The 26,868-nt window shown below is 57.7% G+C and carries 23 protein-coding genes and 2 pseudogenes; 11 read left to right on the top strand and 14 right to left on the bottom strand.

Features of this window, described 5'->3' with window-relative positions; genetic code table 11:
- Positions 1-6 precede the first annotated feature (6 nt).
- From prfB to QS713_RS04425, 8 genes are all read right to left on the bottom strand, one after another.
- Positions 7-1,125 (bottom strand): peptide chain release factor 2, encoded by a 1,119-nt coding sequence (prfB, locus tag QS713_RS04460; RefSeq protein WP_313272754.1) that lies wholly within the window; start codon positions 1,123-1,125, stop codon positions 7-9.
- A gap of 17 nt (positions 1,126-1,142) precedes the next feature.
- Entirely contained in the window at positions 1,143-1,604 is a 462-nt protein-coding gene (locus tag QS713_RS04455) for a hypothetical protein (protein ID WP_313272752.1), read from the bottom strand.
- A gap of 37 nt (positions 1,605-1,641) precedes the next feature.
- The gene (locus QS713_RS04450) at positions 1,642-2,076 is read right to left on the bottom strand and encodes a 1-hydroxy-2-methyl-2-(E)-butenyl 4-diphosphate synthase (RefSeq protein WP_313272749.1); all 435 of its coding nucleotides are present in this window, start codon (positions 2,074-2,076) and stop codon (positions 1,642-1,644) included.
- A complete protein-coding gene (locus QS713_RS04445; RefSeq protein WP_313272747.1) occupies positions 2,073-2,645 on the bottom strand; it encodes a TadE family protein in 573 nt (190 codons plus the stop codon). Before QS713_RS04445 ends, QS713_RS04450 begins: the two co-directional genes overlap by 4 nt.
- Positions 2,642-2,845: a hypothetical protein gene (locus tag QS713_RS04440; RefSeq protein ID WP_102216083.1), complete on the bottom strand. Its 204-nt coding sequence runs from the start codon at positions 2,843-2,845 to the stop codon at positions 2,642-2,644. The genes QS713_RS04445 and QS713_RS04440 overlap by 4 nt, the downstream gene beginning before the upstream one ends.
- 78 nt (positions 2,846-2,923) lie before the next feature.
- Positions 2,924-3,775: a type II secretion system F family protein gene (locus QS713_RS04435; protein WP_313272742.1), complete on the bottom strand. Its 852-nt coding sequence runs from the start codon at positions 3,773-3,775 to the stop codon at positions 2,924-2,926.
- Positions 3,772-4,617, bottom strand: coding sequence for a type II secretion system F family protein (locus QS713_RS04430; RefSeq protein ID WP_313272740.1), 846 nt, complete (start codon positions 4,615-4,617; stop codon positions 3,772-3,774). The genes QS713_RS04435 and QS713_RS04430 overlap by 4 nt, the downstream gene beginning before the upstream one ends.
- On the bottom strand, positions 4,614-5,804 hold the full coding sequence (locus QS713_RS04425; protein WP_313272738.1) for a TadA family conjugal transfer-associated ATPase: 1,191 nt from the start codon (positions 5,802-5,804) through the stop codon (positions 4,614-4,616). Before QS713_RS04425 ends, QS713_RS04430 begins: the two co-directional genes overlap by 4 nt.
- A 114-nt stretch (positions 5,805-5,918) precedes the next feature.
- Here QS713_RS04425 and QS713_RS04420 point away from each other — a divergent pair, with 114 nt between their 5' ends.
- On the top strand, positions 5,919-7,199 hold the full coding sequence (locus QS713_RS04420) for a phosphotransferase (RefSeq protein ID WP_313272737.1): 1,281 nt from the start codon (positions 5,919-5,921) through the stop codon (positions 7,197-7,199).
- A gap of 68 nt (positions 7,200-7,267) precedes the next feature.
- Here the strand turns inward: QS713_RS04420 and QS713_RS04415 are convergent, their stop codons facing one another.
- Positions 7,268-10,642 carry an ATP-dependent helicase gene (locus QS713_RS04415; protein ID WP_313272735.1) on the bottom strand — a complete coding sequence of 1,125 codons (3,375 nt, stop codon included), beginning with the start codon at positions 10,640-10,642 and terminating at the stop codon, positions 7,268-7,270.
- The gene (locus QS713_RS04410) at positions 10,639-13,971 is read right to left on the bottom strand and encodes a PD-(D/E)XK nuclease family protein (protein ID WP_313272734.1); all 3,333 of its coding nucleotides are present in this window, start codon (positions 13,969-13,971) and stop codon (positions 10,639-10,641) included. The genes QS713_RS04415 and QS713_RS04410 overlap by 4 nt, the downstream gene beginning before the upstream one ends.
- Positions 13,972-14,069: 98 nt before the next feature.
- On the opposite strand from QS713_RS04410, the gene QS713_RS04405 reads away from it, so the two are divergent.
- Positions 14,070-14,312 (top strand): DUF3107 domain-containing protein, encoded by a 243-nt coding sequence (locus QS713_RS04405; protein ID WP_313272733.1) that lies wholly within the window; start codon positions 14,070-14,072, stop codon positions 14,310-14,312.
- 51 nt (positions 14,313-14,363) lie between these two features.
- Here QS713_RS04405 and QS713_RS04400 read toward each other — a convergent pair whose 3' ends face one another.
- Positions 14,364-14,981: a ferritin-like fold-containing protein gene (locus QS713_RS04400; protein ID WP_313272732.1), complete on the bottom strand. Its 618-nt coding sequence runs from the start codon at positions 14,979-14,981 to the stop codon at positions 14,364-14,366.
- Between the two features lie 336 nt (positions 14,982-15,317).
- On the opposite strand from QS713_RS04400, the gene QS713_RS04395 reads away from it, so the two are divergent.
- Positions 15,318-16,874, top strand: coding sequence for a DEAD/DEAH box helicase (locus QS713_RS04395; protein ID WP_313272730.1), 1,557 nt, complete (start codon positions 15,318-15,320; stop codon positions 16,872-16,874).
- Positions 16,875-17,054: 180 nt separating this feature from the next.
- Here the strand turns inward: QS713_RS04395 and QS713_RS04390 are convergent, their stop codons facing one another.
- Both QS713_RS04390 and QS713_RS04385 read right to left on the bottom strand, forming a co-directional pair.
- The gene (locus QS713_RS04390) at positions 17,055-17,687 is read right to left on the bottom strand and encodes a MarC family protein (protein WP_313272728.1); all 633 of its coding nucleotides are present in this window, start codon (positions 17,685-17,687) and stop codon (positions 17,055-17,057) included.
- The gene (locus tag QS713_RS04385; protein WP_313272726.1) at positions 17,684-18,544 is read right to left on the bottom strand and encodes a PHP domain-containing protein; all 861 of its coding nucleotides are present in this window, start codon (positions 18,542-18,544) and stop codon (positions 17,684-17,686) included. The genes QS713_RS04390 and QS713_RS04385 overlap by 4 nt, the downstream gene beginning before the upstream one ends.
- 1,012 nt (positions 18,545-19,556) lie before the next feature.
- Here QS713_RS04385 and QS713_RS09160 point away from each other — a divergent pair.
- The 5 genes and pseudogenes from QS713_RS09160 (at position 19,557) to QS713_RS04360 (ending at position 24,640) form a co-directional block, all read left to right on the top strand.
- Positions 19,557-19,859 carry a BRO-N domain-containing protein gene (locus QS713_RS09160; RefSeq protein WP_376779552.1) on the top strand — a complete coding sequence of 101 codons (303 nt, stop codon included), beginning with the start codon at positions 19,557-19,559 and terminating at the stop codon, positions 19,857-19,859.
- A gap of 548 nt (positions 19,860-20,407) precedes the next feature.
- Complete coding sequence (locus QS713_RS04375; RefSeq protein WP_313272725.1) at positions 20,408-20,794, top strand: hypothetical protein; 387 nt, start codon at positions 20,408-20,410, stop codon at positions 20,792-20,794.
- A 507-nt stretch (positions 20,795-21,301) separates the two neighbouring features.
- Positions 21,302-21,571, top strand: a pseudogene (locus QS713_RS04370) (IS256-like element ISAod1 family transposase); the annotation flags it as partial.
- A 58-nt stretch (positions 21,572-21,629) separates the two neighbouring features.
- Positions 21,630-22,597: pseudogene (locus QS713_RS09190) on the top strand (integrase core domain-containing protein).
- 534 nt (positions 22,598-23,131) lie between these two features.
- On the top strand, positions 23,132-24,640 hold the full coding sequence (locus tag QS713_RS04360; RefSeq protein ID WP_313273761.1) for an aminopeptidase P family protein: 1,509 nt from the start codon (positions 23,132-23,134) through the stop codon (positions 24,638-24,640).
- Positions 24,641-24,830: 190 nt separating this feature from the next.
- Here the strand turns inward: QS713_RS04360 and QS713_RS04355 are convergent, their stop codons facing one another.
- Complete coding sequence (locus tag QS713_RS04355) at positions 24,831-25,694, bottom strand: general stress protein (RefSeq protein ID WP_313272723.1); 864 nt, start codon at positions 25,692-25,694, stop codon at positions 24,831-24,833.
- A gap of 81 nt (positions 25,695-25,775) precedes the next feature.
- Between QS713_RS04355 and QS713_RS04350 the strand changes: the two genes are divergently transcribed.
- From QS713_RS04350 to QS713_RS09140, 3 genes are all read left to right on the top strand, one after another.
- On the top strand, positions 25,776-26,162 hold the full coding sequence (locus tag QS713_RS04350; protein ID WP_313272721.1) for an iron chaperone: 387 nt from the start codon (positions 25,776-25,778) through the stop codon (positions 26,160-26,162).
- 231 nt (positions 26,163-26,393) lie between these two features.
- Complete coding sequence (locus tag QS713_RS04345; protein ID WP_313273759.1) at positions 26,394-26,723, top strand: cytosine permease; 330 nt, start codon at positions 26,394-26,396, stop codon at positions 26,721-26,723.
- Positions 26,699-26,803 carry a hypothetical protein gene (locus QS713_RS09140; protein ID WP_376779568.1) on the top strand — a complete coding sequence of 35 codons (105 nt, stop codon included), beginning with the start codon at positions 26,699-26,701 and terminating at the stop codon, positions 26,801-26,803. Before QS713_RS04345 ends, QS713_RS09140 begins: the two co-directional genes overlap by 25 nt.
- Positions 26,804-26,868 lie beyond the last annotated feature (65 nt).

The following is a 26,868-nucleotide window of genomic DNA, read 5'->3' as shown; positions in this document are numbered from 1 at the left end:
GTTTTCCTACTCGTTGCCCTGTTGGTCTTTACGCCACCGAATACCGGCGTTGATGAAGTCGTCAATCTGCCCGTCGAACACAGCAGAAGTGTTCCCATCTTCCCAACCGGTCCGCAGGTCCTTCACCATCTGGTAGGGGTGCAGCACGTACGAACGCATCTGGTCGCCCCACGACGCTTTCACATCCCCCGCTAACGCTCGTTTTTGCGCCATTTCTTCTTCGTGGCGTTTTTGCAGCAGTCGCGACTGGAGGACCCGCAGCGCAGCCGCCCGGTTTTGGATCTGACTTTTCTCGTTTTGCATCGACACCACTATCCCGGTTGGAATGTGGGTCATCCGCACCGCAGAGTCCGTGGTGTTCACTGACTGGCCACCCGGGCCGGAAGAGCGGAACACGTCCACTTTCAAGTCGGATTCCGGGATTTCGATGTGGTCGGTAGTTTCGATGAGGGGGATGACTTCAACGGCTGCGAACGAGGTTTGTCGCCGCCCCTGGTTGTCGAACGGACTCAAACGCACGAGCCGGTGCGTCCCCGCTTCAACCGAGAGGGTTCCGTAAGCGTAGGGGGCGTTCACTTCGAACGTTGCTGACTTTAACCCGGCTTCTTCTGCGTACGAGGTGTCTAACACTTTTGTGGAGTAATTGTTGTGTTCTGCCCAACGCAGGTACATGCGCAGCAGCATTTGCGCAAAATCCGCAGCGTCTACCCCACCAACTCCAGCGCGGATTGTGACCACTGCGGAGCGTTCGTCGTAGTCTCCCGACAGGAGCGTTTTAATTTCTAGGTCCGCGAGATCAGTTTGAATTTTCTTCAGGTCCTGCGCCGCACTGTCCAGGAGGCTGCCGCGTTCCTCGTCCGCAGCTTCGCCCGCTAGTTCCACCATGGCTTCGAGGTCGTCCACGCGTTCTTCCATGGATTCGAGACGTTTCAGTTTCGCTTGTGCGTAGGACAGTTGGGACGTGACTCGCTGCGCGTTTTCTTGATCGTCCCACAGGGCTGGGTCACCTGCTTGCTGTGAAAGGTCGCGGATGCGTTCTTTCAACTCGTCGGGGTGCGTGACGGCAATGATGTTGCCCAGCGTGTCCCTCAGGCTGCTGATTTCAGTGGGAAAATCGATATTCACCCCTCCACCCTAGAGGACTAATAGGCGTGAGCGGTAGACGCAACGCGCAAACGCACAGCTTGTGTTACAGCTTGCAGGCTGCGTGGCAGAATCTTGAACCGCGCGTTCGTTTCTAGGTACACGGTGACGGCATCGGGTTCCACATCCACCCGCACTACACGTGGGGATTGCCCCACATCGCATGTTGTATCACCAAGTTTTTCCAGGAGGGTTTGCGCTTCTTGGTGTGCTACTTGGGATGTGATCGTGAGGTCTTGGTAGCCGTCAAAGTACTTATCGGCCTCCATGGTGAGAACCACGTTTTGCGATAGTACGTCGGCGCACGTGTACAGGCCGCGCCGCTGCAGGTGCACTGTTGAAATCGCCGCGAGAGTTAATGCGAGTGCCACCAGTATTGCTGCCAGCACTATCACCATGAGGCTGATGCGGCCCTCCTGGCCATCTTCCGGTTTGGCATTCATCTGGGATTCCAATCGCATTCGGTGTCCAATCGCATTAGTCGTCCAACCGCGCAAATCAGGGTTCTGCGTGCAAGCGCGCGTGTTTCACTGGGGCGTAGCGGTTGGAATGCACGCGGATCGGAACTGACCCCACCCACCGGTCGGGTACGAGTGGTAAGGAAACTACCGCGTTTACAGTAACGTGGATGCGCGCCTGCCCGGTGCACGAGGCGGGTTCGCATCTTGCATTCACTTCCGAAGGTGCGGACACCCCGTAGTCGGAGAAAATCTGTGCCACTTGCCGGTCCGCGTACTCGTAGTTCGTGGGGTCTTCGGACAGTATCCGCGCGGATTCCCGGCTCGCCGCTTCCACCGCTAAGGACGTGCTTTGAACAGTGCCGATCGTGAACACCAGGTATACGACCGGGATGAGCAGCACTAACGCTAAACCAATGAACTCGATCGTCGCCTCACCACTTTCGGCGGTCCCACTTGCCCCCTGCGTATTCATCGGCCACCCCCATCAGTGCCACTGCCACGCTCAGTACCGGGCGGGTCCTGCTCGGTTGGTGTGTCTGTGCTGGGGTGAGGGGGCTCCGGATTTGAACTCGGGGAGGTCGATGGCGTGCTCGCGGTCGCGGTCGGGGGTTTCTTCCCCGGTCTACCACCGGGGGGTTCGCGCGGGTTCAACCAGGAACTAGCTTCCACCGTCTGCATGTGGTCTGGCCCGAACGGTCCGAGCACCGGCAGGCGCGCACTGATCCGCACCGTAATCTTCGTGCCGTACGCTTCTTCCGCCCGAGAGATAATTACGCGTGCACCCCTGTCTGCACCCACGGATTTATCCAGCAGTGCTTGCGCCCGTTCCATCGCGTCTTTGTCGGTAGCGTTCTCAAACGTAGCTCGCCGCGCCCCCTCAGACGCTGCATCTAGCGACATATTACGCACGTGAACTGCGAACGCTATCTGCATGATTGTCAACACGATCAGCACCACGAAGGTTTGCACGAGCACGTGAGAGACAACTTGCGAACCCGCTTCAGCGCCGGCCCGTTCCTTGTCTGCCAGGGGTGGGGTCACGGACCTGTAACTCCCGAGATTGCCTCTTGGAACAGGTTCACGAGGGTGGGGCTGGCAACCGCCCAGATTGCGGTCACGAGACCCGCCGTCATGAGAGTGACCAGAACCCATCCGGGCACGTCCCCACGTTCTGATTCGTCTTGCCCAAGAATCCACGAGGGCGTGTGCGCGAGCGCGTGGACGATGGGTGTGTCTTGCATGTTTCCTCCACTCTCTTGAGGTTTGGTTTTACTCTTTCCTTATTTACTTAGAACCGCGCAGCTGACGCAGTGCGGCATTTAAAGCTTCAGTGCGACCAGCCCCGGGTATAGCGCGAACAGAACAACAACCGGCAAGATTAAGAAGACGACTGGGACTAGCATCGCGATTTCTTTACGTCCTCCCGATTCCATGAGGGCCCGGCGGGACTCGTCGCGTAGGTCCCGCGCTTGCTCCCGTAACACGAGTGCGAGGGGTGCGCCCCGTTCCGCAGCCATAACGAGTGTGTCTAGCAGACGTGATAACTGCGGTGAGTTCGTGCGCGAACTCAAGGAACCGAGGGCGCGGGTGACGGACATGCCGCCTTCAATGTCCTCAAGCGCGCGCTCCAGTTGGAGGCGCAGTTCGCGGCCGCAAGCACGGCTGACGCGCGAAAGCGCTCCCGGAATGGACTCTCCCGCAGAAATCGCGAGTGCCAGCAGGTCTGCGGAATCCGCCACCTGGTGCCCAACTTTGCGTGCCACCGCAGACACTCGCCACGTTAACCACTTGTCGTACAACGCGGCCCCAACCACAAAGCTGATGGACACGAGGATGAGCCACTGGATGACGCTAACGGGTCGCATCGCCGCAATAATTACGAGCAGACTGGTGGCCACTGCGGCGGCGAGCACCGCGGCTATCAATTGCCGCACCCGGAACTGCTGCACCGTCATCTCTTCACCCGTGAGTTCCAACCGTTCTTGTACCGAAGAAGCCGGGGAGCCAAATACCGCCCACAGTCCACTGACCCTTATGAACGCAAAGGGCACGCGACGTGAACTTGCCTGACCTCCTAAGACACGTTCAATAAGCAGGCGGGAACGCGCGGTGAGCGCCGAGTACACACTCAGCACCCCCACGGTGAACAGTACGGAAAGTATGATAATCACGCGTCTTCCTCCAGCGAAGCGATCCGCCGCATAACCGCGTATGCGAAGACGCACAGTAGTCCACCGGCAGCCAGAATACTCATTCCCGTAGGCGTGGAATAAGCGGCTGCCGCGTCCGTGCGCAGAGAAATAAGTAGCAGCACAATCCATGGGGCCGCAACCGCCAGGCGCGCCCCGTTCACAGTCCAGGATTGACGCGCCTCAATCTCACCGCGAACCCGCGCGTCCTCACGCATCACTACCGCCAGGTCACGAAGCAGGTTCCCCAGTTCCGAACCCCCAAGTTCGCGTGCTAACCGGATCCCTTCTAACATGCGTCTAGCCTGCGAGTTTGTAACTCTTGTTTCGAGGGTGTCCAGCGCCTGACTGAACCGGCCCGTAGACCGCATTATCCGCGCGAATTCTTCAAATAGTGGGCGCGTCACTTCCGGCCCGTGGTGTTCCAGTTCAATAACCGCCTGAGGCAGGGAAACCCCCGCTAGGATCGCGGAAAGTAAGGAGTCGGCAACATCGGGCCAGGCGGCGGCGAGCTGGCGGCGCCGGCGGTTAGAACGAGTTTTCACCCACTGCCACGGTAGGGCCGCCACCATGATCGCAAGCATTACTGCAACCGGCCAGGCGCGGGTGAATGCATAGACGAGCAGCAGTAGAACCAGTGGTAGCGCCAGTTGCACGCCCCAGAACAGAACCTGTGCGCGGTGGCCTAGCTGGGCATCCAGAAAACGCTCGCGGATGCGCGTGCGCCACTGTCCCTGTGGTGGTCTGGGCATTGGGTCGCGCCGCACAGCCGCGATGATCAACACGAGCCCAACTCCCAGGCCGGATCCAAACAGTAAACTCATGCGGACTCCCGCATGGATACGCGCGCTAGCCGCGGGTCCTCCACAGCCCGGCCGGTGGGAACTAGTTTGGTGCCGTCCCAACGCCACAGGCAATCGGATTCAATGTAGGCGCCCTCACTGCGTCCAGACACGTATCTGATTTCCTCTACGTGGCGGCGCCCATTACTGTCCCGGCTCACCTGGATTATCAGATCGATAGACCGGGCTACAGTTGGGACCACGAAGCTGCTAGTTACGTTTTCACCTGCCAGCAGGGGCAGGAGGCACAGTTTACTCAATGCTTCGGAAGCACTGTTCGCATGCACGGTTGACAACCCGGGTATACCCGCGTTTAGCGCGAGGAGCATGTCGAATGCTTCGGCGCCCCGCACCTCACCGATCACAATGCGGTCCGGACGCATCCGCAGTGACTCCCGAACTAAATCCCGCAGCGTCACTTCGCCGCGCCCTTCAATATTTGCACTTCGCGTCTGCATGGCCACCGAGTCGCGGTTGCGGATATTTAGTTCGAACACTTCCTCGCAGGTAATCACTCGCTCCCGCGGTGGGATCGCTCCGGCTAAAGCTCGCAAAAACGTGGTTTTCCCCGCTTGGGTTGCGCCCGAAACAACCGCCGAAAACCCGGCTTCCATGAAGGTGGTGAGCATGCGCGCCGCACCAGCGGGCAGGGATCCCAGTTGCACGAGTTTCGACAAGCTGAATTCCTGGTGCAGGTGTTTGCGCACATTCAACGCCCAGTCGCGGCCCGCCACCGGTGGGATCACCACGTGCAACCGCTCGCCACCGGGAAGCATCGCGTCGACAAACGGTGCGGACAGGTCAAGTCGCCTCCCCGAGTGGTGCAGCATACGTTCCACCAGGTCTTTAACCTCGTCGGCACCCAGGATAATCGAAGTCAGTTCGGACACACCGCCGCGGGCAACGAAGACTTTCGATGGGGAGTTCACGTAGATCTCCTCAATCTGGGGGTCGTCCAGGAGTCTTTGCAACGCCCCGTACCCACCGATGTCGGCAAGTAATGCCGTGGTTTGGGCTGCCCGTTCCTCTGCGGAAGCAGCTGGAACCATCTGGAAGGACTCGTCAATTACACGACGCAACCGTGCTGAATCAACTATGGGGTCAAAGTTCTTGTCGGCCACTATTGCGCGGATCTTCTCTCCGCGTTGCTGCAAGGTCATACTCGACATACGTGCTCCACCGCGTTATATCTACGTTGACAACAACCACAATAATGGATAACCGCCACGCCGACACAAGGGTTTTCCGCCATGTGGATAACTTTTTTGCCCTAGATTAGTTATGTGAGTAAACCACTGACCCCTCTGACGCTAGCTGCACACGCAACCACCCTCATTCCAGACCTGTCGGTCGTGAGCCTGTGCGAACCTCAATCCAACGATGGAGCCATGGCGGTCCAAGGGATCGTAGATTCAAATGGGACACACTGGAGTGTGTGTTCACCACTGACGCAGCAGGCGGGGGTGGATATTGAAGCGCAGGTGATGCTCCTGGCGATTTTGGCCAAAGCGTTCAAAGTGGGACGGGTACCGTTTAGTGTTCCGGCTCCTCAGGCGTATTCGCGGGCGCGGCGAAACCGGCCTGCCGTGATGATTTACAAGCAGATGGCGGGGACGCACGCCACGTGGGAGGAGTTGGAGAACTCTCCCACGCTTGCAAGTTCCATGGGCCGTGCGGTGGCGGCGTTGCATGATCTGCCCAGTGAAGTTATTGAAGCGACAGGCATGCCGATGTATTCCCCCGCTGAGTGTCGCGAACGCATGCTGGCCCTGCTTGATGAGGCAGTGCAGGCAACGGTTTTGCCACCGAACTTGTATACGCGCTGGGAGGAAGCTCTTGAGGACGTGTCCATGTTCCGGTTCCGCTGCGTGCCGGTGCATGGGGATTTGGCGCCGGAGTGTTTCGTTTCCAGCTACGAGGCGGTGGTTGGGTTGGAGTCGTTTGCGTCCGCGCAGTTGGGGGATCCGGCGCAGGATTTGGCGTGGGTTACCACTTGTGCGAATCCGGAGGCGAGCCAGGCGTTTATGGATGCTTATCATGCGGCTCGGAAAGATGATTCAGATCTGCATTTGGCTTCGCGCGCGGTGTTGCATTCGGAGATGGCGTTGCTGCGGTGGTTGTTGCACGGGAAGCGTAATGACGATGCGGATGTGGTGGCGGATGCTGTGCAGATGCTAGAAGACCTGGCGGCTAACGTGGGTGATGAACCGCTATTGCATGGCAGTGTTGCAGATGATTCCGCTTTTTCGCCTGAGGATCCTGGTGCCTCCACCGCTGGCACGCAGTCCTCCATGGACGCCGAATCACCAAAGGACGCGGCTGCCGAACGGGAACTGGTTGCCCCGTCCGAACAGGAACTAGTTGCTCCGCCCGAACAGGAAGCGGTTGCGGACCCCGAACCAAGCCAGACCGCGCGCTTTGAGGCGAACCGTGTCGCGGCCCCCGAACCGAAGCCACGCGAAGATGACACGCTGGACTCATCCGCCGAGGGCACCTCTCAGATTGATCCCGATGCCCCAACCGTTGACCTGCGCGAGGTGCTGCGCCGGCTGGGTCGGGATTAGCCGCAGGCGGATTTTAGTAAAAACACTCGTGGGGCAGTACGCACATCCACCGCAGGCTAGGGCAGGCTCTAAGCGCGTTCGCGCTCACTGAGTTGCGCGAGCTGTTTTTCGAAGTCGTAGTCGGGCAGTAGTTCAAGTAGTTGCGCCAGGCTCACTCGCCGGTTTTGCAGGCTCGTTTTTCCACCTAGGAACACGAGTTCTGCGTACACGTCGGCGGTGGGGATACCGCGTTCTTGCGCTACCGCGTGCCGGTAAACTTCCAGCTGGGTGGCGTATTGGGCGGCGCGGCCAAGACGTTTGCGGGTCGGTGGCGCACCGGTTTTCCAGTCGATCACGTGAGGTTTACCCGCGGTGGTGGTCAGCGCATCTATCCGCCCGCGCACAGTTAGGGCTGCGAACTGTACCGAGAAAGGGGTTTCGACGGCTTCAAACCCGGGGTGGTCACCAAATAGTGCGATCGCGCGGTCTTGGTAGACACGCAGCTGCTCGTGTTGTTTTTCGGTGAGCGCTTCAAAAGCCGGGTTCGTTTCAAACTCCCCTACCGTGTCGGGGTCGTCTTGGATTAGTCCTTCTGCGGTTTCGGGTAGTGGCGCGGGTAGGTGCGCCCACTGGGCTGCCCACTCGTGGAACACGGTTCCCAACTGTGCACTGTCAGATGGTTCTTGAGGTAGTGGCCGGCGCAACTGCAGTGCGAACTCGGTGGTTGATTCCAGCAGTTGTGGCATGGTGGTTGCGGACAGGCGCGATAGGTCCACCGTGAGGTCCGCTGGTTTTTGTTTGGCACGCTGATGCGCGATTGCACTTTGCACTTGAGCGACTAGTTGTGCCTCATCTTTATTGGATGGGTCCAGGTCCAGGTTGTTGAACGATAGTTCGCCGGTGTGCACGCGCATCACTTGTTCGCGGGTTCGTTCGGCCCCCGCAGTGATTAGTTCGCGCGCGGGCCCGGGTTTGCGCGGAAACATGTGGCTTGCGCGTTTGGGCGGCTGCGTTGCGTCTTCGTCGGGTTCTATAACTACGGCGGGCAGGTCGTCGCAAAGGTCCGGGTACGAGCTCGCGGTTTCAGATGCCAGCGCTTCAACTAGGTAAAGTGATGGGTTCTGCAGGCTCTTAGCATCAGCTTTTCGCCATGCGCCCGCGAGGAGCAGGTGGGTGCGCGGGCGGGTGAATGCCACGTAGGCGATGCGCCGCTCCTCACGTTCTAGATATTCTGCCAGCTCGTACTGGTACTGCTCGATTACATCTTTTTGCTCGCGCACGTCCAAGCTCCCGAGCCCAGGTAGGAGCGGCAGGATCGGCGTGTTATCTAGTTTGCAGCGGTCCATGCGCAGTTCAAACGGTAACTCCCCCGCGTCAGACATCCACCCTTTCTGAGCCCGGGGCTTCAGCTGGAAGTGCTTATCTAACCGCGCTTGTGTGGCTAGTTTGTAGTTGTGCGCCTGGTCAACGCTCGGGAAGGAACCGTGCATCAGATCTAGCACTACTACGCGGTCCCACTCCAGGCCTTTCGCTTGGTGTACCGTCATGATCTGCACCGTGGTGGGGTCCACCGTCGGACTTGGAGCGGGAAGCCCCCGTTCCGCCTCTAAAGCCACGTCAATCCAGTCTAGGAACGCGCGCAGTGACGCCTGTTGGGTCTGCGACACGTAGTCGTTGACCGTGTCCACGAATGCGTCCACTGCTTGCATTCCCGCGTTTGTGAGTGGGTCAGATTTGATTGCAATATCGAGGTCAAAAATGTGCAGCGCAGTCGTAACCAAGGTCGGTAAGGGCCGATCCATGTGTTCGCGCACGTGCTCTAGGCGCCGCGCTAAATCAAGGACGCGTTCACTCGCTTCTTCAGAGAACACGTCGCCGCGGGCACGCCAACCCGCCGGTGGGGGCGAGTCAATCGCGTCCGCTAAGAACTCGGTGCGACTCGAGTCTTCCGGTGCGCGCCGACGCTTACGCTGATGCTTCGCGTACTCGTACAGTACCCGCAGGTCTGATGCGGCGAGGTCCAGGTTTGCCAGCAACCGCATTGCCGAGGGCCCGTGAGTGGGGTCCACGCTTAGTTTCAACACTGCCCGCAGATCCGCCACCACCGGTTGGGTTAGCAACCCTCCCATGCCCGTGACGACAGCGGGAATATGGTGTGTTCGGCACGCTTCCAACATGGGCTCGAGCGAACCTGATTTGCGTCCGAGAACGCCGATGCTTGCGGTGGGGTCTTCCCGTTTCCACTGGCCAATAATCTGCGCGACTAGTTCGTATTCATCCTCCTGCCACTGCGTGTAGAGGTACTGCACGTTACCCCCCTCAGGTTTGGGGCTGCGCAGTGGCTTCACCGTCCCATCTGTTTGTTTATTTGCACCAGAAATAGTGTTGGCGAGGTCTAGAATCTTTGGGTCGTTGCGCCACGCGTACGTCATGTACCTGCGAACGCCCTGACCGCGGGTGTCGAAGTATTCTAGGAAAGTTTCGAGTGATGCTGCGGATGCGCCGCGGAACCCGTAGATCGCTTGGTTCGGGTCCCCCACTGCCATCACTGGTTTGTCTTTGAAAAGCCGCGACAGCAGTTCCAGCTGCCCCACCGACGTGTCTTGGAACTCATCCAACAATACTGCGTCGTAGTCTCCCCGAAGGGTGTCAACTACTTGCGGATGCTGCTCAACGATCTGCCTGGCGTACGACATCTGGTCGGAGAAATCGATCATCTGACGCACCCGTTTTTGCCGCCGATACTCCTCTACCAAGCCCAGTAGTTGCACTTGTCTGCGCACGGTTTCTAGGTAGGGTTTCGTGAATGAAGGGTTCGGATTCTTAGTTCTTCCTGAGGGGGGTGCCTCTTCAATACTGGCAATTGTTGCCGCGCAGTATTGGCGCATGTCGGCCACCGAAACGGCGTGTTCAGCCATTGCATCACTTAGTTTTAATGCGAGTTCTATGAGGCTATTGCGGCTCAAGCGTGGCAGCTGTTGCGTGTAGTGGCTCAGTACCTCATCCATAATCTGCCACTTCAAGGCGTCCGTAATTAACTGCGCTCCCGGATCTACGCCGAGTAGTAGACCGTATTCTTTAACCACGTTCGATGCGAACGCGTTGTAGGTAGATACGTTTAGGCTGCCAGCAAACCAGGCGGTATCCGTTTGAGGGGTAATCAGCCCGGTGCGGATAAGCTGCTCAATCCTTAGCCGCAGCCGCGCAGATAGCTCACCCGCCGCTTTGCGGGTGAAGGTCAGCCCGAGGATGCGTTCTGGGTCCATTCCTTGGCACAGCAGGTACAGCACGCGCAGGGACATGGTTTCCGTTTTCCCAGATCCCGCACCGGCAACCACGAGGGTGGGCGCGAGGGGGGCTTCAACGACGCTTTCTTGCTCGTCGGAAAGCAGGATCTGTTTAACCCCCGGCTGGTCGTTCAGTGCTTGCGCGATCTCGCGCGCACGAATGTGCGGGTGGTTCATTCTATGGTCCTCATTCCTTCGGTCTGCGCGGGGCAAATCTGCCTCACTGCACAATGGTCGCAGGCATCTTTTGATGGTTTAGGTAAGAACAGGGGGCCGCGCGTTAGTTCCGCCGCGGTTTCTAACTGTTCCAGCAGTGCTTTATACCGCTGCTGAGTGTCTTCGTCGGACGCAAAAATTGACGGTTGGGGAAGTACAAGTCCGCTAGCTGCTCGGGTCAGCGCGATTAGTCGTGCGCCCTGCACGTCATACGGTTTCCCATCGGGGCCTTCTAATTGCGCTAGGACCAACTGGTACAACAAAAGCTGCAAAAAATCTGGTAGTTCTTTTTTGGAAGGCAGTTTGGTACCCGTTTTGATGTCCGCAATGGTGGTCGCACCCCGGCTGGTTTCTACGCGGTCGATGTACCCGTTAATGATGGCTGGTCCCACGTCCGCGGTAACTGCTTTTTCCACTTCTACTTGCCTGTGAGTGTCCGCCTGGAAGTAGTCACCGAGTTTCGCAGCCATGTCCTGTGCTTTTTCTAGCAGTTGTTGGTCGAGTTCATTCTCGCGCCCAAAGTTTTCATCCCACAGTTCATCGAGAGCGCCGAGCAGTTCTTGCGCGGTGCCGTAGGGGTGTTCCTCCGCGATTTGGTGAATCATGTTCCCCAGGCGGGCCGCGTCGGTAGAAAAGTAGTCGCCGCCGTGGCGCGTCATGAACCACTTCGCGGGACATTCCAGCAGTGTCTCCACCTGCGAGGGAGAGAGGAAGGGTTTGCCCTCCCGTTTGGTTTCCTGGGGTTTCGCAACACTCATCCCACCGGACCCGATCCAAGTGCGCGCATCCGCCGCATCGATACCTTCACTGGCCGCGAGCGCTAGTAGCTGCGCCGCAAGTGTGCGCTGGCGAGCATTAGCCGCTGGGTTCAAAACGGCGGGCGCTTCGGGCCCTCCAGCCGCGCTTTCGCTAGCTGTCTCAGCAGGTCCAGTGGCGCGGACCGCAGGCTGGGCAGCCACGGGCGCCGTCGCAGGCTGGGCAGCCACGGGCGCCGTCGCTGGCTGAGCGGCCGAACCGGGTTGTGCATCCGGTTGGCTCACCAAGTACCTCAAGCGGGCAATTAGTGAACGCGTGTCTACCCCGGGGGCAACCTGGGAGGTGACGACCCTCATGTCTTCTATTTTGGCTCCCATGTGGGGGGCCAGAATGTCGATGAATGCTGACTCGGTTGTGTCTTCGGTGCGGGCCGCACTAATCCACAGTTGCTGGCGCGCACGCGTCATCGCCGCAGCCATGAGGCGGAGTTCGTCGGTGAGCATAGCGCGGCGCGTGAGGGCCGATGGGAGGGGGCGCTGCAATTGGGTTTCGTCTACCTGCCCGGCGGCCAGCTGGGTGATGTCCGCGGCGCACGTAATGCGGTCCCGCAACGTCAAGTTGGGCCACGCACCGTCTTGCACTCCTACGATGAACACCGCGTCCCATTCACGGCCAACCGCTTGTTGGGGCGTGAGGATACTCACCCCCGCGGGCCGCTGAGCCTGTTGCGCCAGCGTATCTGTGGGAAGGTTTTCTTCCAGCAGGGCTCGGGCGAAGTCGCGGGCCGTGTCCGCTGGGTTCCGTTGCGACCACACGTCCGCGCTGCGCATCAGAGAAATCACAGCGTCTAACCGCTCGTCGTATTCGACCGAGCTTGCGGTGCGAACCAGGGCGCGTTCGCGCCAGCGTTTCTGCACGTGGCTGGCATCCCACAGTTTCCACAGCGCCACCGTTGGAGCTGCGTTCGCATTTTCTTGCCCCACTTGGATCAAGTGGTAGGCGGTGCGCAGGTCATGCGCGACTCCCAATAGGTGCTGGGCACTAATCCGCGCAGCTAGTTCCGTATCCCCTGCTAGTGCCGTGTCCACTTGTTTCGCCAGGTCTATTAGGTCTGTTTTTTCTGCACTCACCCCAACCACGTCGATGAGGCGGCGCAGCAAGATGGCATCAATGTTCACCAGGGCGCTCGCGGCCGTTGTGGTGATGAGGTCGTCCGGGTTTTCCGGTTCAACCAGCAGGTTCAAAAGTGTGGCGGTCACGTTTGTTTTTGCGTAGTTAATGGCCCGCCGCGGAATGGTCGTTTCAACGTCCGCAGCCATGAGGGCGGACCGCACGCGCGCGATCTCGGCGCTATCACGCACAATCACCGCCATGTCCGACAGGGCCATCCCCCGGTACTGCAGGGTGTGGACGCGGCCCACCAGAGCGGACATTTCTTGGGTGGGAGATCCAAATACTTCCAAGTTGAGGTTCTGGTTGTCCTCATGCGGATTCACTGCTCCCTGCGTGCGCCGCTCGTGCGGGCCCGTGGTGGGGATTCGCGCGGTGATTTCCTGTACTGCGGCGCGCAGGGCTTGCCCGCCGCGGTGGGTGGGGCCAAGTTCGTATTCAGCTGCCCGCAATCTGGTGGCGAGCCTTCCGTCTAAGTGTGGTTCCCCACCCCGGTAGGTGGCGACTGCAACGTCCGCGTCTGCGCACGCGACGATCCGGGTTCCCAGTTCGGCGCATTGGGTCAGTAGCTGCAGAGTCGCTGCCGTGCAGTCCTGTAAGTCGTCCACTACCAGCAGCTGCGGTAATTCGAACGAGCCGGCGCTGCTCAGGGAGCTGCTCGGGGGGTTGTCACGCAGTATCTGCGCGGCTCTTTGCTGCAGTGCGGGCGCGCTCAGGTGCGGGTTGGTTTCTGACCTGCTGATGCGTTCGTCCCAGACTTGCATCAGCTGCCCAACACTCACCCACACTTCCCGGCCAACCCGCTGCCCCAGCTGCGCTAACCACGCGCCATCGCGCCCCGATTCTTCTACCCGCGCAATCAAGTTCCGCACCTGCATGCGGAACACGGGCAGTGCCGTCACCTCCTCGGTGATCAGGGCCGGCCACTGCACCGCTTCTTGTTCAATGAGGTCCTTCAGGTACTGGTCTTGTTGCGCGCCTGTGAGTAACCGTGGAGGCGCCAACTCGGCGTGCACGCAGTACTCGTTCACAATGTCGTAGGCAAACGACACGGGGGTACGCACTGGGCGCACCACCCCGGTTATGCGCGGCTCCAAAATGGGTTGCAGTAGGTCGGCTCGTGACCGGTCGGGAGCTAGCATCCGCACGGTTTGCCCTCCCTCATGCGAATTAACTGCCATTTCAATCGCAACCCGGGTTTTCCCTGAACCGGGGCAACCACGCACAAGGGCGTGCGTATCTGACTGCTGTATCGACTCGACTGCCCGCTTTTGGTGCGGATCCAACGGTGGCAGCACGGCTCGAGGCGGAATATGCAGATCCACGTGGTAACTCGGGTGGCGGAGCGAAGTGTGGCTTGTCATATCCCTATTCAACCATCTTTTTCGAACGGGCCAGGCAGACTTCTTCTACTCAACCCTCTACCATTGAGGGTGGTTACGAATAGTGTAAGGAGTGTTTTATGAAACTCACGATTGGGGTCGCTGGGATTGCCCGCGACATTTCGTTAAGTGTCGATATTACTAGCGAGGACCTGCGTGAACGCGTTAACACCGCGCTCGCACAAGATGCCACCACCGGCACGCCCGGGGTGCTCACGCTGCGGGACACGCAGGATCGGGAGGTCATTATCCCAGCTGACAAGCTTGGCTACGTCTTGTTAGACGAAGATAAGACGAACCCGGTTGGTTTCACCGTCAGCTGAGGCCGGTTTAATAAACTCAGGTTGTGAATATCGGGTTTTGACTAGTCGTATCTAGGCCTTCAAGTGAACCGCGTCTAAGCGTTCCTTGTGGGCCTTTGATATATCCGCTACCACCTCATCGAGATCCAGTTTCGCGCTTGCCCCCTCGTCGGTGAACAAGAAAGCGCGCACCAGCCCGAGCGCTTCCCCACCCACGCGCCTGGTCCACAAGGAGAGGCGGGCTTGCATCTGCGGATCGTCTTTAGTGACCGGTTCGAGCCGGTCGCGGGTCCACTGGCCGTGACCGAAGTCGGATACGGCATCCGCCACTTCTGGTAGTTCCAGGCCTTGCGCGGCAGCGCGCAACGCGTCGGTGAAAATCCCGATCGCGACATAGGTTTTTGTGAGCCGCTCCCACCAGGTAGTGGGGCGCGTGCGGGCATCTAGTTCGTCAAGCATGCCTTCGAACGGAGTGATTTGTACCGGGAGGTCCACGTCTAATTTCTGTGCAGTGCGTTCTACTGCCGTGAATGAGTCCCAGGCGCGGGCGGACATGCGGGCCATGGCAATGTGTTCAAAAGTTTCGGGAGCTTGATCGGCGTCTTTCGCTAACCGGGCTTGCGCCGCGAGTGCACCGTAGCCGGACACACCGAGGATGCGTGCAAAAGTGGTTTCTTGCGGGTTGCTCACAATCGTCTCCTTCGTCCTGGTTTTATGAGCACATACTGCCTCCATATTAAGCATGTTTCGAACCCGCCGCTTCTCACCACGGCGGCTTGCGAACGATTACTCCAACGCACTCCCGTGAGGTACAGGCAACCGCTCCTTCGCAAGTGGCCCAACGCGTTGTGTGGTAGCGAATAGGCAAGCCCTGTTTTTACCTTTACAATGGAGGTTGGTTAAGACCGGTCGCCGGGTTTTGAGATTAACTTTTTGGGGCAGCACCGAGCTGCTGGGCATTGCGCGATCGGCATGGTAGCGACGGAGTGTCGCGTGGCGCGGATGGTACCGCGAGGAAGATCGACAATGAGTGAAGAAAATATGGAGCCGACCACGTATTCGTCGGCTGTAGTTAACCTTGAAGGCGTGCAGGTTCAGGCACCTCAGCAGGATGCGAAACCAGATATTGATGAGGAAGTTGCTCACTCCGAGCTGGAGAGCAAAACGTTCGCGGACTACGGGGTTAGCACCCCGTTCTGTGAGGCCCTGGCCCGCAAGGATATTACGCACCCGTTCCCAATTCAGGCGTTGACGCTGCCGGTTGCGCTTGGGCGGCGCGACATTATTGGGCAGGCGAAAACTGGGACGGGGAAGACCTTGGGTTTTGGGCTGCCGTTGCTGTCGCACGTGTGCCCACCGGATGCGAAGAATTACGACCAGGACGTACCGTTTGCAGGCCACCCGCAGGCCCTGGTTATTTTGCCCACCCGCGAGCTGTGCAAGCAGGTGGCGCGCGATTTGCGTGACGCGGCATCGCTCACAAGTATTCGGGTGACGGAAATCTACGGGGGCGCTAAGTTCGACCCGCAGATCAGTGCACTTAAGCGTGGTACGGACGTGGTGGTGGGCACCCCGGGCCGGCTGATCGACCTGTTGAAACGCCGGATTTTGAAGCTCAATGGTGTGTCCACCGTGGTGCTCGATGAAGCGGACGAAATGTTAGACCTTGGATTCTTACCCGATGTGGAGGTATTACTTTCGCGCGTCCCAGCCACGCGGCACACCATGCTGTTTTCTGCCACTATGCCCGGTGAGGTGGTGGCACTCGCCCGCCGCTACATGGTGCAGCCAACGCATATTCGCGCGCAAGATCCCACGGATCAGGGGGCAACCGTTAAGACGGTTAAACAGGTTATTTACCGCACGCACGCGATGAATAAGATTGAGGTTGTGGCCCGGATCCTGCAGGCCCGCGGACGGGGTTTGACCATTATTTTTACGCGCACTAAACGCACGGCCGCGCAGGTGTGTGACGAGTTAGCAGCCCGTGGTTTCGCGGCCGCTCCCCTGCATGGGGATTTGGGTCAGGGTGCGCGGGAGCAGGCGATGCGCGCGTTCCGCCACGGTAAAGTTGACGTGCTAGTAGCCACCGACGTGGCGGCCCGCGGGATTGATGTGGACGATGTAACGCACGTTATTAACTACCAGTGCCCCGAAGATGAACGCACGTATTTGCACCGCATTGGACGCACGGGTCGGGCCGGAGCCTCAGGAACCGCAATCACGTTCGTTGACTGGGACGACGTGCCGCGGTGGAGCCTGATTTCGAAGGCACTGAACCTGGGGGTACCCGAACCGTTGGAGACCTACCACACCTCAGCGCATCTTTACACAGACCTGAACATTCCAACGGATGTGAACGGGCGTCTGCCGCGGTCCGAACGCACCCGGGCGGGTCTGGATGCGGAACAGTTCGTGGATGTGTCCGGGAAGGAAGGCCGCGGCCGCGGTAAAAGTCGAAACGGTGGGCGGGGACGGCGCCGGCGCAAACCCCGTAAACGCACTCGCCGCAACAGTGGTGACGCACCTGCGAAGCGTTCCCCGCGCTCGCGTAAACGCACGCGACGTCGGCGGTCAAAATAGATCTAGAGGGCGCACACCAGCATTAGCATGGTGCCGGCAACTACCAGTGCGAGCCCAGTGATTTCGCGGGCGCGGTGGTGGATGGCGTGGTGCGCACCCGAGCTTTGCCAAGCAGGCTAACCAGCCCGGCGAAGAATGCGGCGGCGAATGCGTATAAAACCCACAAGTGTCTTGGCCGCGCTAGCTGATTGGGTTTTCGCGAATAAAATCGAACACTGCGTCCGCCACCATTTGGGTGGCGATCGCGGCAAGTAAGAGCCCCGCGATTTTGGTGAGCAGCATGATGCCGCCATTACCTAAGAAGTCAGCGAGGAACACGGAGAAGCGGAAAGAAAGCCAAATAACTATGTGCACAGCGAGTACCGCCACGGCCACAGCGAAGGTTTTGCCAAATGAGCCGTGGGATTCGTTGACTGCCACCATGACGGCCACAATTGTGCCGGGCCCAGCCATCAGTGGGGTGCCAAGTGGTACCAGAGCCACGTTGGAGTCAATGCTGTCTGATTCCACGGAGTCTTCTTGGTTCGTGGTGAGTAGTTCCATGGCCACGATGAACAGTAGTACTCCCCCACTGAGTTTTAGTGCCTCAACGGAAATGCGGAGGAACGCGAGAATATACTGGCCAAAAACCGCGAAAACCACGATCACCACCAGGGACGTGATGGTTGCCTGCATGGAGGCACGTTTTTTGCGGGGCCGGTCGTAGTGGCGCGTTAAAGACAGGAAGATCGGCAGGTTACCAGCCGGATCCATGATCACCACGAGGGTGGTGAACGTCGTTAGGAAAACGAAAGTGTCAAACCACTGGGTCATGCTTCTATTAACCCTAAATGTCCGAGTTTTACGATTTTGTTGAGCACCGTTTCGCTCGTTTGATACTCACCCAAGCGATTTGGTTTTCCTTTCCCATGATAGTCGGATGATCCGGTGATGAGTAAATCATGGGAGGAAGCGTATGCGGCTAGCTGCTGCGCATCTTGGGGTGTGTGGTCACGGTGGTAGCATTCGATTCCTTTGAGTCCGGCTACCACCAGTTTGTCTAATGCCCAGGTGGGCAGTGTTTTTTGGCGTAGGCGTGCGCACGGGTGGGCGATTACGGGCACTCCCCCGGCGTTTAAAACCAGTTTGATCGCCTCGGTTGCCGTGGGGGTGCGCATGGGTTCGTAGTATTTTCCTGAGGGATGCAGCGCCGCGGTGAAGGCCTCGGAGCGGTTCTTGAAACAGCCTGCGGCAACGAGCGCGTCCGCGATGTGGGGCCGGCCGATTGGCCCATCTTTAGGAGCGTGGGCGAGCACGTCCGCGTAGGTTATGGGGAAGTCTTTTTCGAGGCGCCTCACCATGGTTTGGGTGCGGGTTTGCCGGGAGGTAATGGTGTGCTCGCACGTGTTTGCCAGGGCCTCATCGGTGGGGTCGTGCAGGTAGGAAAGCAGGTGGACGCTGATGGGCCTGCGTAGTTGCGGCACTGGGAAGGAACAGGAGATTTCCATGCCGCGCACTAAGGTGACGCCACTGGTTTGAACCTGCTTCGCGGCTTCGTCCCACCCGCGGGTGGTGTCGTGGTCGGTTAGGGCAACGACGTCTAGACCGGCTGCGTGCGCACGTTCCATTAGTTGCGTGGGCGTGTCGGTGCCGTCCGAAATGTTCGTGTGCGCATGGAGGTCGATCATCATGGCCCCACACTACCGCTTTCGGCTTTATAGCTGCGATTTTTAGGTTCCGAAGGATGGGCAAGGCGGCCTCGTTGAAGCCGATCGTGGACGCGTGGCGGGTCGCTAACGCGCACATTGTTGGGCTGAGGGCAGATGTCGAGGAAGCAGCCATCGCTGCCATCACGTCTCGCCAGCCGATTCGACTACGGAACCCGCGGTTCGGTGTCGAGTCTGGGATTCTCTTCATCCAGCTGCCCTCAGGTAGGCGGCTCGCCTATGTGCATCCGCGTCTGGGTGAAAACCGTTGGGGTGTAAACAACGGTTCATGGTGCGAAGCACGGTTACGGACCTTATTTACTATTGCCAAGGATCGTTCAATATGTCTACGGTCGGTGCCTTTTGGGAATGCTCGATTGAGATAGGTGACCCACAGGGTTTTCTCGTGAGCCGCGTCAGTAAGATATCGCCAAGACCGGAAAGGTAGTTCTGCGATGACTTGCCCGGCAGATGGATGTTTATTGTGAGTATGAGCCATTGCCTCGCGAATGCTAGCGCGATTACGGGCATTCAAGTCTATTCGCTTACCTCGTCGGGTACGCCACAGTTCAGTATAGACAGGTGAATCTGGATCGAAGAGCCAACTGGTCATTGTGAGAGCAGGCTGCAAGGTAGGAATGCCAACGCGCAGTGGACAACCACGTTTCAACCCAGTTGCTGTCAGCCATGCCCCTACCTTGTCTCGTTGTTTTGGAAACATCAGTGCCCCGGCGAGAATACCTACCAGATCACTCTGGCAAGCAGCGCTCCACCGGGGCTTCACACCAGTTCTAACAGACAAAGACGGCTCAAATCTAGAGCAATTTTCGCGTACCCCGTCCGGATTCGCCGGTGCTCGAGGGCGCATGGGCGACGGCCAGATTCATTTCTATGGCAAGAACGTCGCCGCCGCGCTCGGGTACGCCAATCCCAGCAAGGCAATACGCGATCATGCTCGCGCCGATGGGGGCTAAAACGTTACCCCATCGTCGATGCCATGGGACGCGAACAAGAAGCCACCTTCATCACTGAAGATGACTTGTATCGTCTCATCATCTCCTCGAAGCTCCCAGAAGCGCAGAAGTTCGAAGCCTGGGTGTTCGATGAAGTGTTGCCGACGATTCGCCGCCACGGCATGTACGCATCCGACAAGCTGCTTACTGATGATGAGTTCCTTAAGCATGCTATCGCCACGTTGCATGCCTGGCGTTGGACAGGCTCGCCACTGCCCTCTACGGCTAGCGTTTGCACCCGTTGCGCCGAAAGGTATCCGAACCGTACGGTGGAAAACCGCTTCTGAGCCTGTAATGATGTAAGTGCTTGAAAAATAGGAGAAGCCCCAAGGAACCCCACGACGGGAACCTTGGGGTTTCACCGCAGCCGGGAAGGGACACGCGCCGATGCCGAAGCGACCTGCGCGCCTTGCGTAAACCGTGCCACTCCCGACAGTCCGCGCTTGACGGGGGCCGATGGAGCCAAGCGCCCAGGGTCTATAGCTACTGATGAGCCAGCACGTTTGTTGCGTCTGGGTAAAATACGTAGACGACGTATCGAATTGTGCGGTAGAGTGACCTCGAAACGATCAAAGGGGGAATAACGATAGCTAAAGCCTTTACAAAGACGATAGTCGCCACTGGAATCTCGCTGGCGCTAGCTTTCTCAAGAGCGGGCGTCGCTAATGCTCAAGAAACTCAGACTACGCCACTTGAGTCGCAAACTGCCGTTGTCGATAGTGCGATTACTGAGGCTGAGATTGATGCTTTTTCTCAGGACGTTGCTGATAAATTCGTTATTCTCATGCGAGATGGCATCATTTACGATGGAAGTAGTTTCAGAAGCAACGATGACGTGTTGTCTGCTGCGGGATTCTCTAACGAGGCAGATTTGATCGAAGAGCTTGTTGATTCGCTAAATAAGGGAGCGAATAACCGTTACACCAGTGTCTACACGGAACGTAGTTGGAGTTCTTTTGGAAAGTGTGTTGTGACCGGAGTGCTGGGCTTTTCACCATTCCAAATAGATTACAACCTGCTCGGTAAATACATTCAAGAAAAAGCTTGGAATAAGGTAGCTGACCTTTTACAAAAGTATGCAAAGAAAGAGATTAAGAAGAAGGCTGGTAGCGTTGTCCTTAAGCAAATCATCAAGTCCACGCCAGCTGGCTTCGCAGCTTGGCTGGGAGTATATGCAGTAGGTTGCGCAGGAAAGGAAGCGTGGGACTGGTGGATCGGTTAAATCACATATCTTGGCGGGAACTGCTGATGGGTTTCGTTGCGTTTTTAGTAGTTATCACCATTATTACTGTGCTAACGTCTCTATTTTTCGAAATAAAGTCGGTTCTATCTATCACGATTCCAGCCCTTATCCTTGGTAGTCTCGTAATGATGATTCAGAAGTTGCGTCCTGAGTCAGATAGGGAAGCTAAATGACTATTTACTATAGATAAGTAGTTACATTTTCCGATGGGTTGGGAGAACATTTAGTTGTTCTCCCAACCCATCTCCGGTTTAAGGCCATTTCGTGTTGGTTTTTTGGGACTTTTTCGTTGTGCTGGTGCGGGAAAGTTGTTGTTGGACTGGGATTGAATCGAGTTTTTGGTTGGCCATTTCGTGTTGTTTTTAGGCCGGGTTGTCGGCTTGGGAATAAGGAAAAATCAGGTTTGAAGTCGGTTTGAATGAAGGGATGGGGAATCCTCGATCCAAGATTTGTGGCCGGGTGATGATGAAGCATAGAAAGACTGCGGGCCGGCATACGTTGCGTGACCATGGATCTCAAGCACGCACACTACGTCGACATAACGAACCGTTTTGTCATCTGTGGCCCGTTTTTTCACTCGTTGATGAGGTTCATCATGCGGTCTTCGTTGATGAGATCTACCTTTTCCACACTCTCGTGGTCTTAATCGCGTGTATGAAGACTCACTTCTTGGGGTGGTACGTGGCCAAAGGAGAGACCACCCGGGCCTGGCAGTGCCTCATCGGGCGTATTGGCCCCCGGATGTGGTGGGTCTGCTGATGGTTTGGTTGCCATGGAGTTTGCTTCACTGGGTGGGCAAGGGAGGATGCTGGTCATGCCGAAGGGTTATAGTGATCAGTTCAAAGCAGATGCTGTGGCACTGGTGGAATCGGGGATGGGTAGGCGCCAGGTGTGTGCCGATCTGGGGGTCTTGCGTTCCTGGCTTCAAAAATGGGTCATGGATGCGCGTCTGGTATCTCACGGAATAAACCCGTCAAGCGATCCAGAGACCGTTAAACAGATGCGGGCAGCGTTGAAGCGGATTCGTGAGCTGGAAATGTAAAATGAGGTATTGCCAGCTGCGGCGGCTTATCTTTCTCAGGAGCTGTGATTCGCCCAAGATTATCTACCCGACCGTGGAAGCACTAATCGCTCAGGGGAGGGCACCCCTCCAGGTCGCGACTCTGGTGTTAGGTTTTTCTCGTCAGGCTTTCTATCGGTAGACAAAGAATCGCCTCAGCGCTCGAGAGCGCGAGGAAGCTGAGATATGTCGGCTATTCGTGAGATTCATGAGGCTGCTCCTGAGTTTGGGTATCGGTTTATTGCTGATGAGCTTGTAGAGTGTGTCTTCCTTGTTTCGGGGCAGCGCGTGTGGCGCTTGTGTCACGGTCTTGGTGTTATCTCGGTTATTGCTAGCCGGAAGGGATGTAGTGTTCGGGCTGGGGCGTCAGTTGGTGAGGATCTGCTTCAACGTCACTTCCATGCAGATACGCCTAACATTGCGTGGGTTACGGATATTACCGAGCATTGGACGCGTGGCGGGAAGCTGTATGTGAGGCCAAAGGCTCCATGGGTAGGGTCGGGGCGTGCGGGGATAACGCTGCGATGGAGTCATTTTTCTCTCTGTTACAAAAGAGTGTTCTAGATCGGACAGTCTGGGATAGTCGGAGCGAGCTATCTGTAGCGATCACCCACTGGATCGAGCGGGCATACCACCGCGAGCGCCGTCAAAGAGCTCTCGGAAAATTAACACCCATCGAATATGAGACAATCATGAAACCAACCGCACCACACGCGTCCTAAAAACAAACAGGAAAACTGTCAACCAAGCCCACAGCAAACCCAACAGTACCGCATGTACATGTGCACGTCGTTCTACGCTGGAAAGATGACAGAATCCCAGACTTTTAGCCAGAAGGCACTGATTCATCACCAGAAGAGCTAGACGAAACTCTAGCCAAGCTAAGAGCAGTCACCTCTGTTGTAAACCGACCTTCAGAAGAGGAGCGGCGCCAACATCTAACGTTCATCCAATCGATCATCCCACGAATAGCGGAATCTTCTGCACGGGCTAAGGGCTGGCTTCTGCCTATCGTGACCGCCGCTTATAGCTTTGCCGCCGTCAATACCGTCGTTCGTACGATCAAGTGGCTACATCCTCAAATAAGAAACCCGCAGCACCGGCCATCGACCACAGTTTCCCGCTTTACCGTGCCATTTCACGCGGCGAGTACACACTCACGCACACTCTTATTTTGTATCAACGTCTTAGTCCAACGTTTTCCACTATGCGCATCACTCTGCGCGGCCCGCGTGGGAGGTGACACAATGGGCCGTATGAGTGAAGAGAAAAATGTTGAGCAGTCCATGGCGAACCGTGGGGAGAATCGGTCTCGCCGCCCCGATTCGCAAGCTTTCCGAGAGTTTATTGGATCCGGTTGGGGAGATCGGCCGGCGCCGCGCGGCCGCCAGGAGGTGGCTGACTATTTACCGGCTCGTCATGAGAAAGCGGGCGAACCATTCACGGGTGAGCGCCTAGTGATCCCAGCGGGTGGTTTGAAGGTGCGGAACAATGATTGTGACTACCGGTTCCGCGCGCATTCTGCGTTCGCTCATTTGACGGGGCTTGAGGGCGAGTTGGAACCCGATTCCGTGTTGGTGCTGCACCCAACTGACGGGGGCCATGAGGCGGTGTTGTATTTTAAACCTCGGGCGGCAAGGTCGTCGGAGGAGTTTTACGCGGATCCTCGTTACGGCGAGTTCTGGGTGGGCGCGCGACCGTCACTGCAAGAGATGGAGCAGATGACGGGGCTGCGGTGCGCTCATATTGACACGTTGCGCGATGGGATCGCGAAGGACGCGGGGCAGGTTCCGGTGCGGGTGGTTGCGCAGGCGGATGCGAATGTGACTCAGCTGGTTAATGAGGTGCGGCAGCAGGCTGGTTTGCCGCACGGTGCGGACGCGCAGAAGATTGACGATGAGTTGTTGGAGCACCTGTCGGAAATCCGTCTTATTAAGGACGCGTTTGAGGTGCGGGAGATGGAGCGTGCCGTGCAGGTGACGAAGGAGGGGTTTGAGGAGATTATCCGCTCACTGCCCCGCGCGGCCGAGCATCGGCGTGGGGAACGCGTGTTGGAGGGCGCGTTTGGGGCTCGTGCCCGCGAGGAAGGTAATGGCCTGGGGTACGACACGATTGCAGCGGCTGGGAACCATGCGAATACGTTGCATTGGATTGATAATGATGGGCCGGTTCGCAGTGGTGATCTGGTGTTGGTGGATGCTGGAGTGGAGTTGGATTCGCTTTACACCGCGGACATTACCCGCACGTTACCGGTGGATGGGACTTTCACGGCGCCGCAGCGGCAGATTTATGAGGCAGTTTTAGAAGCGTGTGAGGCGGCTTTAGCACGGGCGCAGGAACCGGGTTGTCGGTTCCGTGATATTCACACGGCCGCGATGGAAGTTCTGGCGAATCATTTGGAGAACTGGGGGGTATTGCCCGTGTCGGCTGAGGAGTCCCTGTCGATTTCTGGGCAGCAGCACCGCCGGTGGATGCCACACGGCACGTCGCACCACTTGGGGTTGGATGTGCATGATTGCGCACAGGCCCGGCGGGAAATGTATTTGGATGCGCAGTTGAAGCCCGGAATGTGCTTCACGATTGAGCCGGGGCTTTATTTCCGTGCCGATGACCTTTTAGTGCCTGAGGAGTTCCGTGGGATCGGGGTGCGCATTGAAGACGACATTTTGGTTAATGAGGATGGGTCTGTGCGCCGAATCTCGGAGAATATTCCCCGAACGGTTGCGGATGTGGAGCGGTGGATCGCTCAGGTGCAGAGCCGCTAAGCAGGTTCAGGGCCACTAACCAAGTACGGGCGCATTAACCGGCCGGGCTGCGAACCAAGTGCAGGCCCCTCACCGGCCGAGCTGCGAACCTGGACGCCCATTTCTCACCGGAACGCCCTTCGGTTTGTATGTTCCACAAAGCTCAGCCGACGAGTTAACGCGGTGTGCTGCGGGTAGAGCGCGTCCGAGGTTACTCGTCGGTGTGCTCACGTTCAGGCGCGGGCTCTGTGGGTTCTGCTGGCTCCGCGGGCGTAGAGGCGGAGTCGGTGCCCGGCTGGGTTGGTGGTTCGGACTCGTCCGCGGGTTTTGCGTGCCTGGGGTGGTGCTGCTGTGGTGCGGGCGACCCTGGTTGCTGCCCTGCTTGCTGCCCTGGTTGCTGCCCTGGTTGCTGCCCTGCTTGCTGCGAGTTCGCTTGCTCCCCTGCTTGCTCCCCCGCTTGCTGCGAGGCCGCGGCTTTTTGGGCATCGCTCAGCCGCACGCCGTAGCGGGGTTGTTCGTCGGGCCTGGATCCGAACGCGGTTGGCCCAGTTTGCGTGGCAGGTTCCGGTTCTGGTTCGCGCGTGAGGTTTCCGGGTGAGTCCGCCAGTATTTCGCGGATCCGCCCGGCCTCAATGGTGGCGAGCAGCATGTAGCGGCCCGCAACGATTTGGGTTACGGACGTGAAATCCCGTTTCCCTTTTGAGAGCAGGTAGGGAATTACCGACATGGCGGTGTAGAAGATCACGCCCAGCGCAATGCCAGCAACGAGTATCAGTGGGGTGCGGTTCGGCATCCACAGGTAGATAAGCAGGGAAAACAGCAGGCCCATCCAGATTCCCGACAGGGCGGCCCGGCCGAGCACTTTCCAGATGGTGAGTCTGCCGGTTACGCGTTCCACTTGCCGCAGGTCCGTACCTACGATGGTGACGCCACGGACGTCTATGTCCATGTCAGAGATTTTGTCGACTGCGGCCTGGGCTTGCGGGTAGGTGCGGTATGACGCCACTTCCGTGCCGGTTGGCAGCTGAGGCAGGAGCCCCGCTGCAGGGCCTTTAACACTAATATTTCCACTCATGACAACCATTTTTACAGATAACGCTTAGCGGATCCTGTGGGATGCGCGCCGTTTCGCTTAGGGCGTGCGTATAATCTTTCCATGCCAGCATTGAAAACGTTAGAAGAGTTTTTAGCCACTATTGATCATGAGGATCATCGTGCCCGCATGGTGGAAGTCCTGCAGTGGGTTGGGGACAACTACCCCACGTTGCAGATGCGGATCGCGTGGAGCCAACCCATGTTCACGATGGATGGCACGTTTATCGTGGGGTTTTCGGCCGCTAAGAAACATATGGCGATTGCCCCTGAGCGCGCGGGGATTCTACATTTTGCGGACGAGTTCGAAGCCCGAGGGGTTGACCACGGGAAAATGTTTGTGCGCCAACCGTGGGCGAAACCGTTCGATTTCGACCTGCTCGCACGCCTCATTGAGTTCAACATGCAAGACAAGCAGGGGTGTAAAACATTCTGGCGTAAATCTAAGTGATTTGCGTACTTAGTTTGATTCAGGTTCTGCGTCTCCTCCAAACAGACTTGCTTCTCCTACAAGCAGACGCGTTAATTCTAGCTAGCAGGCTTCTACTAGTTAGCAACGTTCCCAGTGTTCTACTAACAGCTTTCCATCCAATGACATAAGGCCGTAAACCTAGCCTTTGGTAGCGCGTTTTGGTTGTTTCCGTTTTAGGGCGGTAACGTTGAAGGTGCCTCAACCCAGGTGATGCTGGGCACCTTAGTTTTTCAAGGAGACAACTTGTCGGGCTACGTTGAAAAAACGGGGATTGATCAGATCCCTAACCAAAATCGATATGGAAAACCCTCTGGGTTATTTTTCGTGTGGGCTGGAACCACCACTAACATCTTCACCCTGACCTACGGGGCGATGCTAGTAGTAGTTTTCCAGCTCTCATTTTTTCAAGCACTAATCGCAATCATCGTGGGCAACGCACTTGCCTACCCCCTCCTGGGCCTCACCTCACTGCAAGGTCCGCGCACAGGAACCACGTCCATCACGATTTTCCGTTCATTCAACTGTTTTTCCTATCTATAACCGCGATCCCCGATTGGGCGATGACGGATTTAGGGCTCATTGACTGCGTTAATTTCGTGGTTACTGACCCGGTGGTTTAGACGAGTTTTGAGGCGTCGTTTCCTCTCCCGGGGTTGTTCCTCCCTCAGGAATATTTAAGAAGAAA

The organism is Gleimia hominis, assembly GCF_032085515.1.
GTDB classification, from domain to species: domain Bacteria; phylum Actinomycetota; class Actinomycetes; order Actinomycetales; family Actinomycetaceae; genus Gleimia; species Gleimia hominis.
This window is presented reverse-complemented; position numbering and strand designations above follow the sequence as displayed.

Bases quoted from the DNA above. Each gene is read 5' to 3' on its own strand.
- QS713_RS04455 (WP_313272752.1), bottom strand. From the start codon at position 1,604: ATGCGATTGGAATCCCAGATGAATGCCAAACCGGAAGATGGCCAGGAG.
- QS713_RS04450 (WP_313272749.1), bottom strand. From the start codon at position 2,076: ATGAATACGCAGGGGGCAAGTGGGACCGCCGAAAGTGGTGAGGCGACG.
- QS713_RS04440 (WP_102216083.1), bottom strand. From the start codon at position 2,845: ATGCAAGACACACCCATCGTCCACGCGCTCGCGCACACGCCCTCGTGG.
- QS713_RS04430 (WP_313272740.1), bottom strand. From the start codon at position 4,617: ATGAGTTTACTGTTTGGATCCGGCCTGGGAGTTGGGCTCGTGTTGATC.
- QS713_RS04425 (WP_313272738.1), bottom strand. From the start codon at position 5,804: ATGTCGAGTATGACCTTGCAGCAACGCGGAGAGAAGATCCGCGCAATA.
- QS713_RS04415 (WP_313272735.1), bottom strand. From the start codon at position 10,642: ATGAACCACCCGCACATTCGTGCGCGCGAGATCGCGCAAGCACTGAAC.
- QS713_RS04410 (WP_313272734.1), bottom strand. From the start codon at position 13,971: ATGACAAGCCACACTTCGCTCCGCCACCCGAGTTACCACGTGGATCTG.
- QS713_RS04405 (WP_313272733.1), top strand. From the start codon at position 14,070: ATGAAACTCACGATTGGGGTCGCTGGGATTGCCCGCGACATTTCGTTA.
- QS713_RS04395 (WP_313272730.1), top strand. From the start codon at position 15,318: ATGAGTGAAGAAAATATGGAGCCGACCACGTATTCGTCGGCTGTAGTT.
- QS713_RS04390 (WP_313272728.1), bottom strand. From the start codon at position 17,687: ATGACCCAGTGGTTTGACACTTTCGTTTTCCTAACGACGTTCACCACC.
- QS713_RS04385 (WP_313272726.1), bottom strand. From the start codon at position 18,544: ATGATGATCGACCTCCATGCGCACACGAACATTTCGGACGGCACCGAC.
- QS713_RS09160 (WP_376779552.1), top strand. From the start codon at position 19,557: ATGGGACGCGAACAAGAAGCCACCTTCATCACTGAAGATGACTTGTAT.
- QS713_RS04360 (WP_313273761.1), top strand. From the start codon at position 23,132: ATGAGTGAAGAGAAAAATGTTGAGCAGTCCATGGCGAACCGTGGGGAG.
- QS713_RS04355 (WP_313272723.1), bottom strand. From the start codon at position 25,694: ATGAGTGGAAATATTAGTGTTAAAGGCCCTGCAGCGGGGCTCCTGCCT.
- QS713_RS04350 (WP_313272721.1), top strand. From the start codon at position 25,776: ATGCCAGCATTGAAAACGTTAGAAGAGTTTTTAGCCACTATTGATCAT.
- QS713_RS04345 (WP_313273759.1), top strand. From the start codon at position 26,394: ATGCTGGGCACCTTAGTTTTTCAAGGAGACAACTTGTCGGGCTACGTT.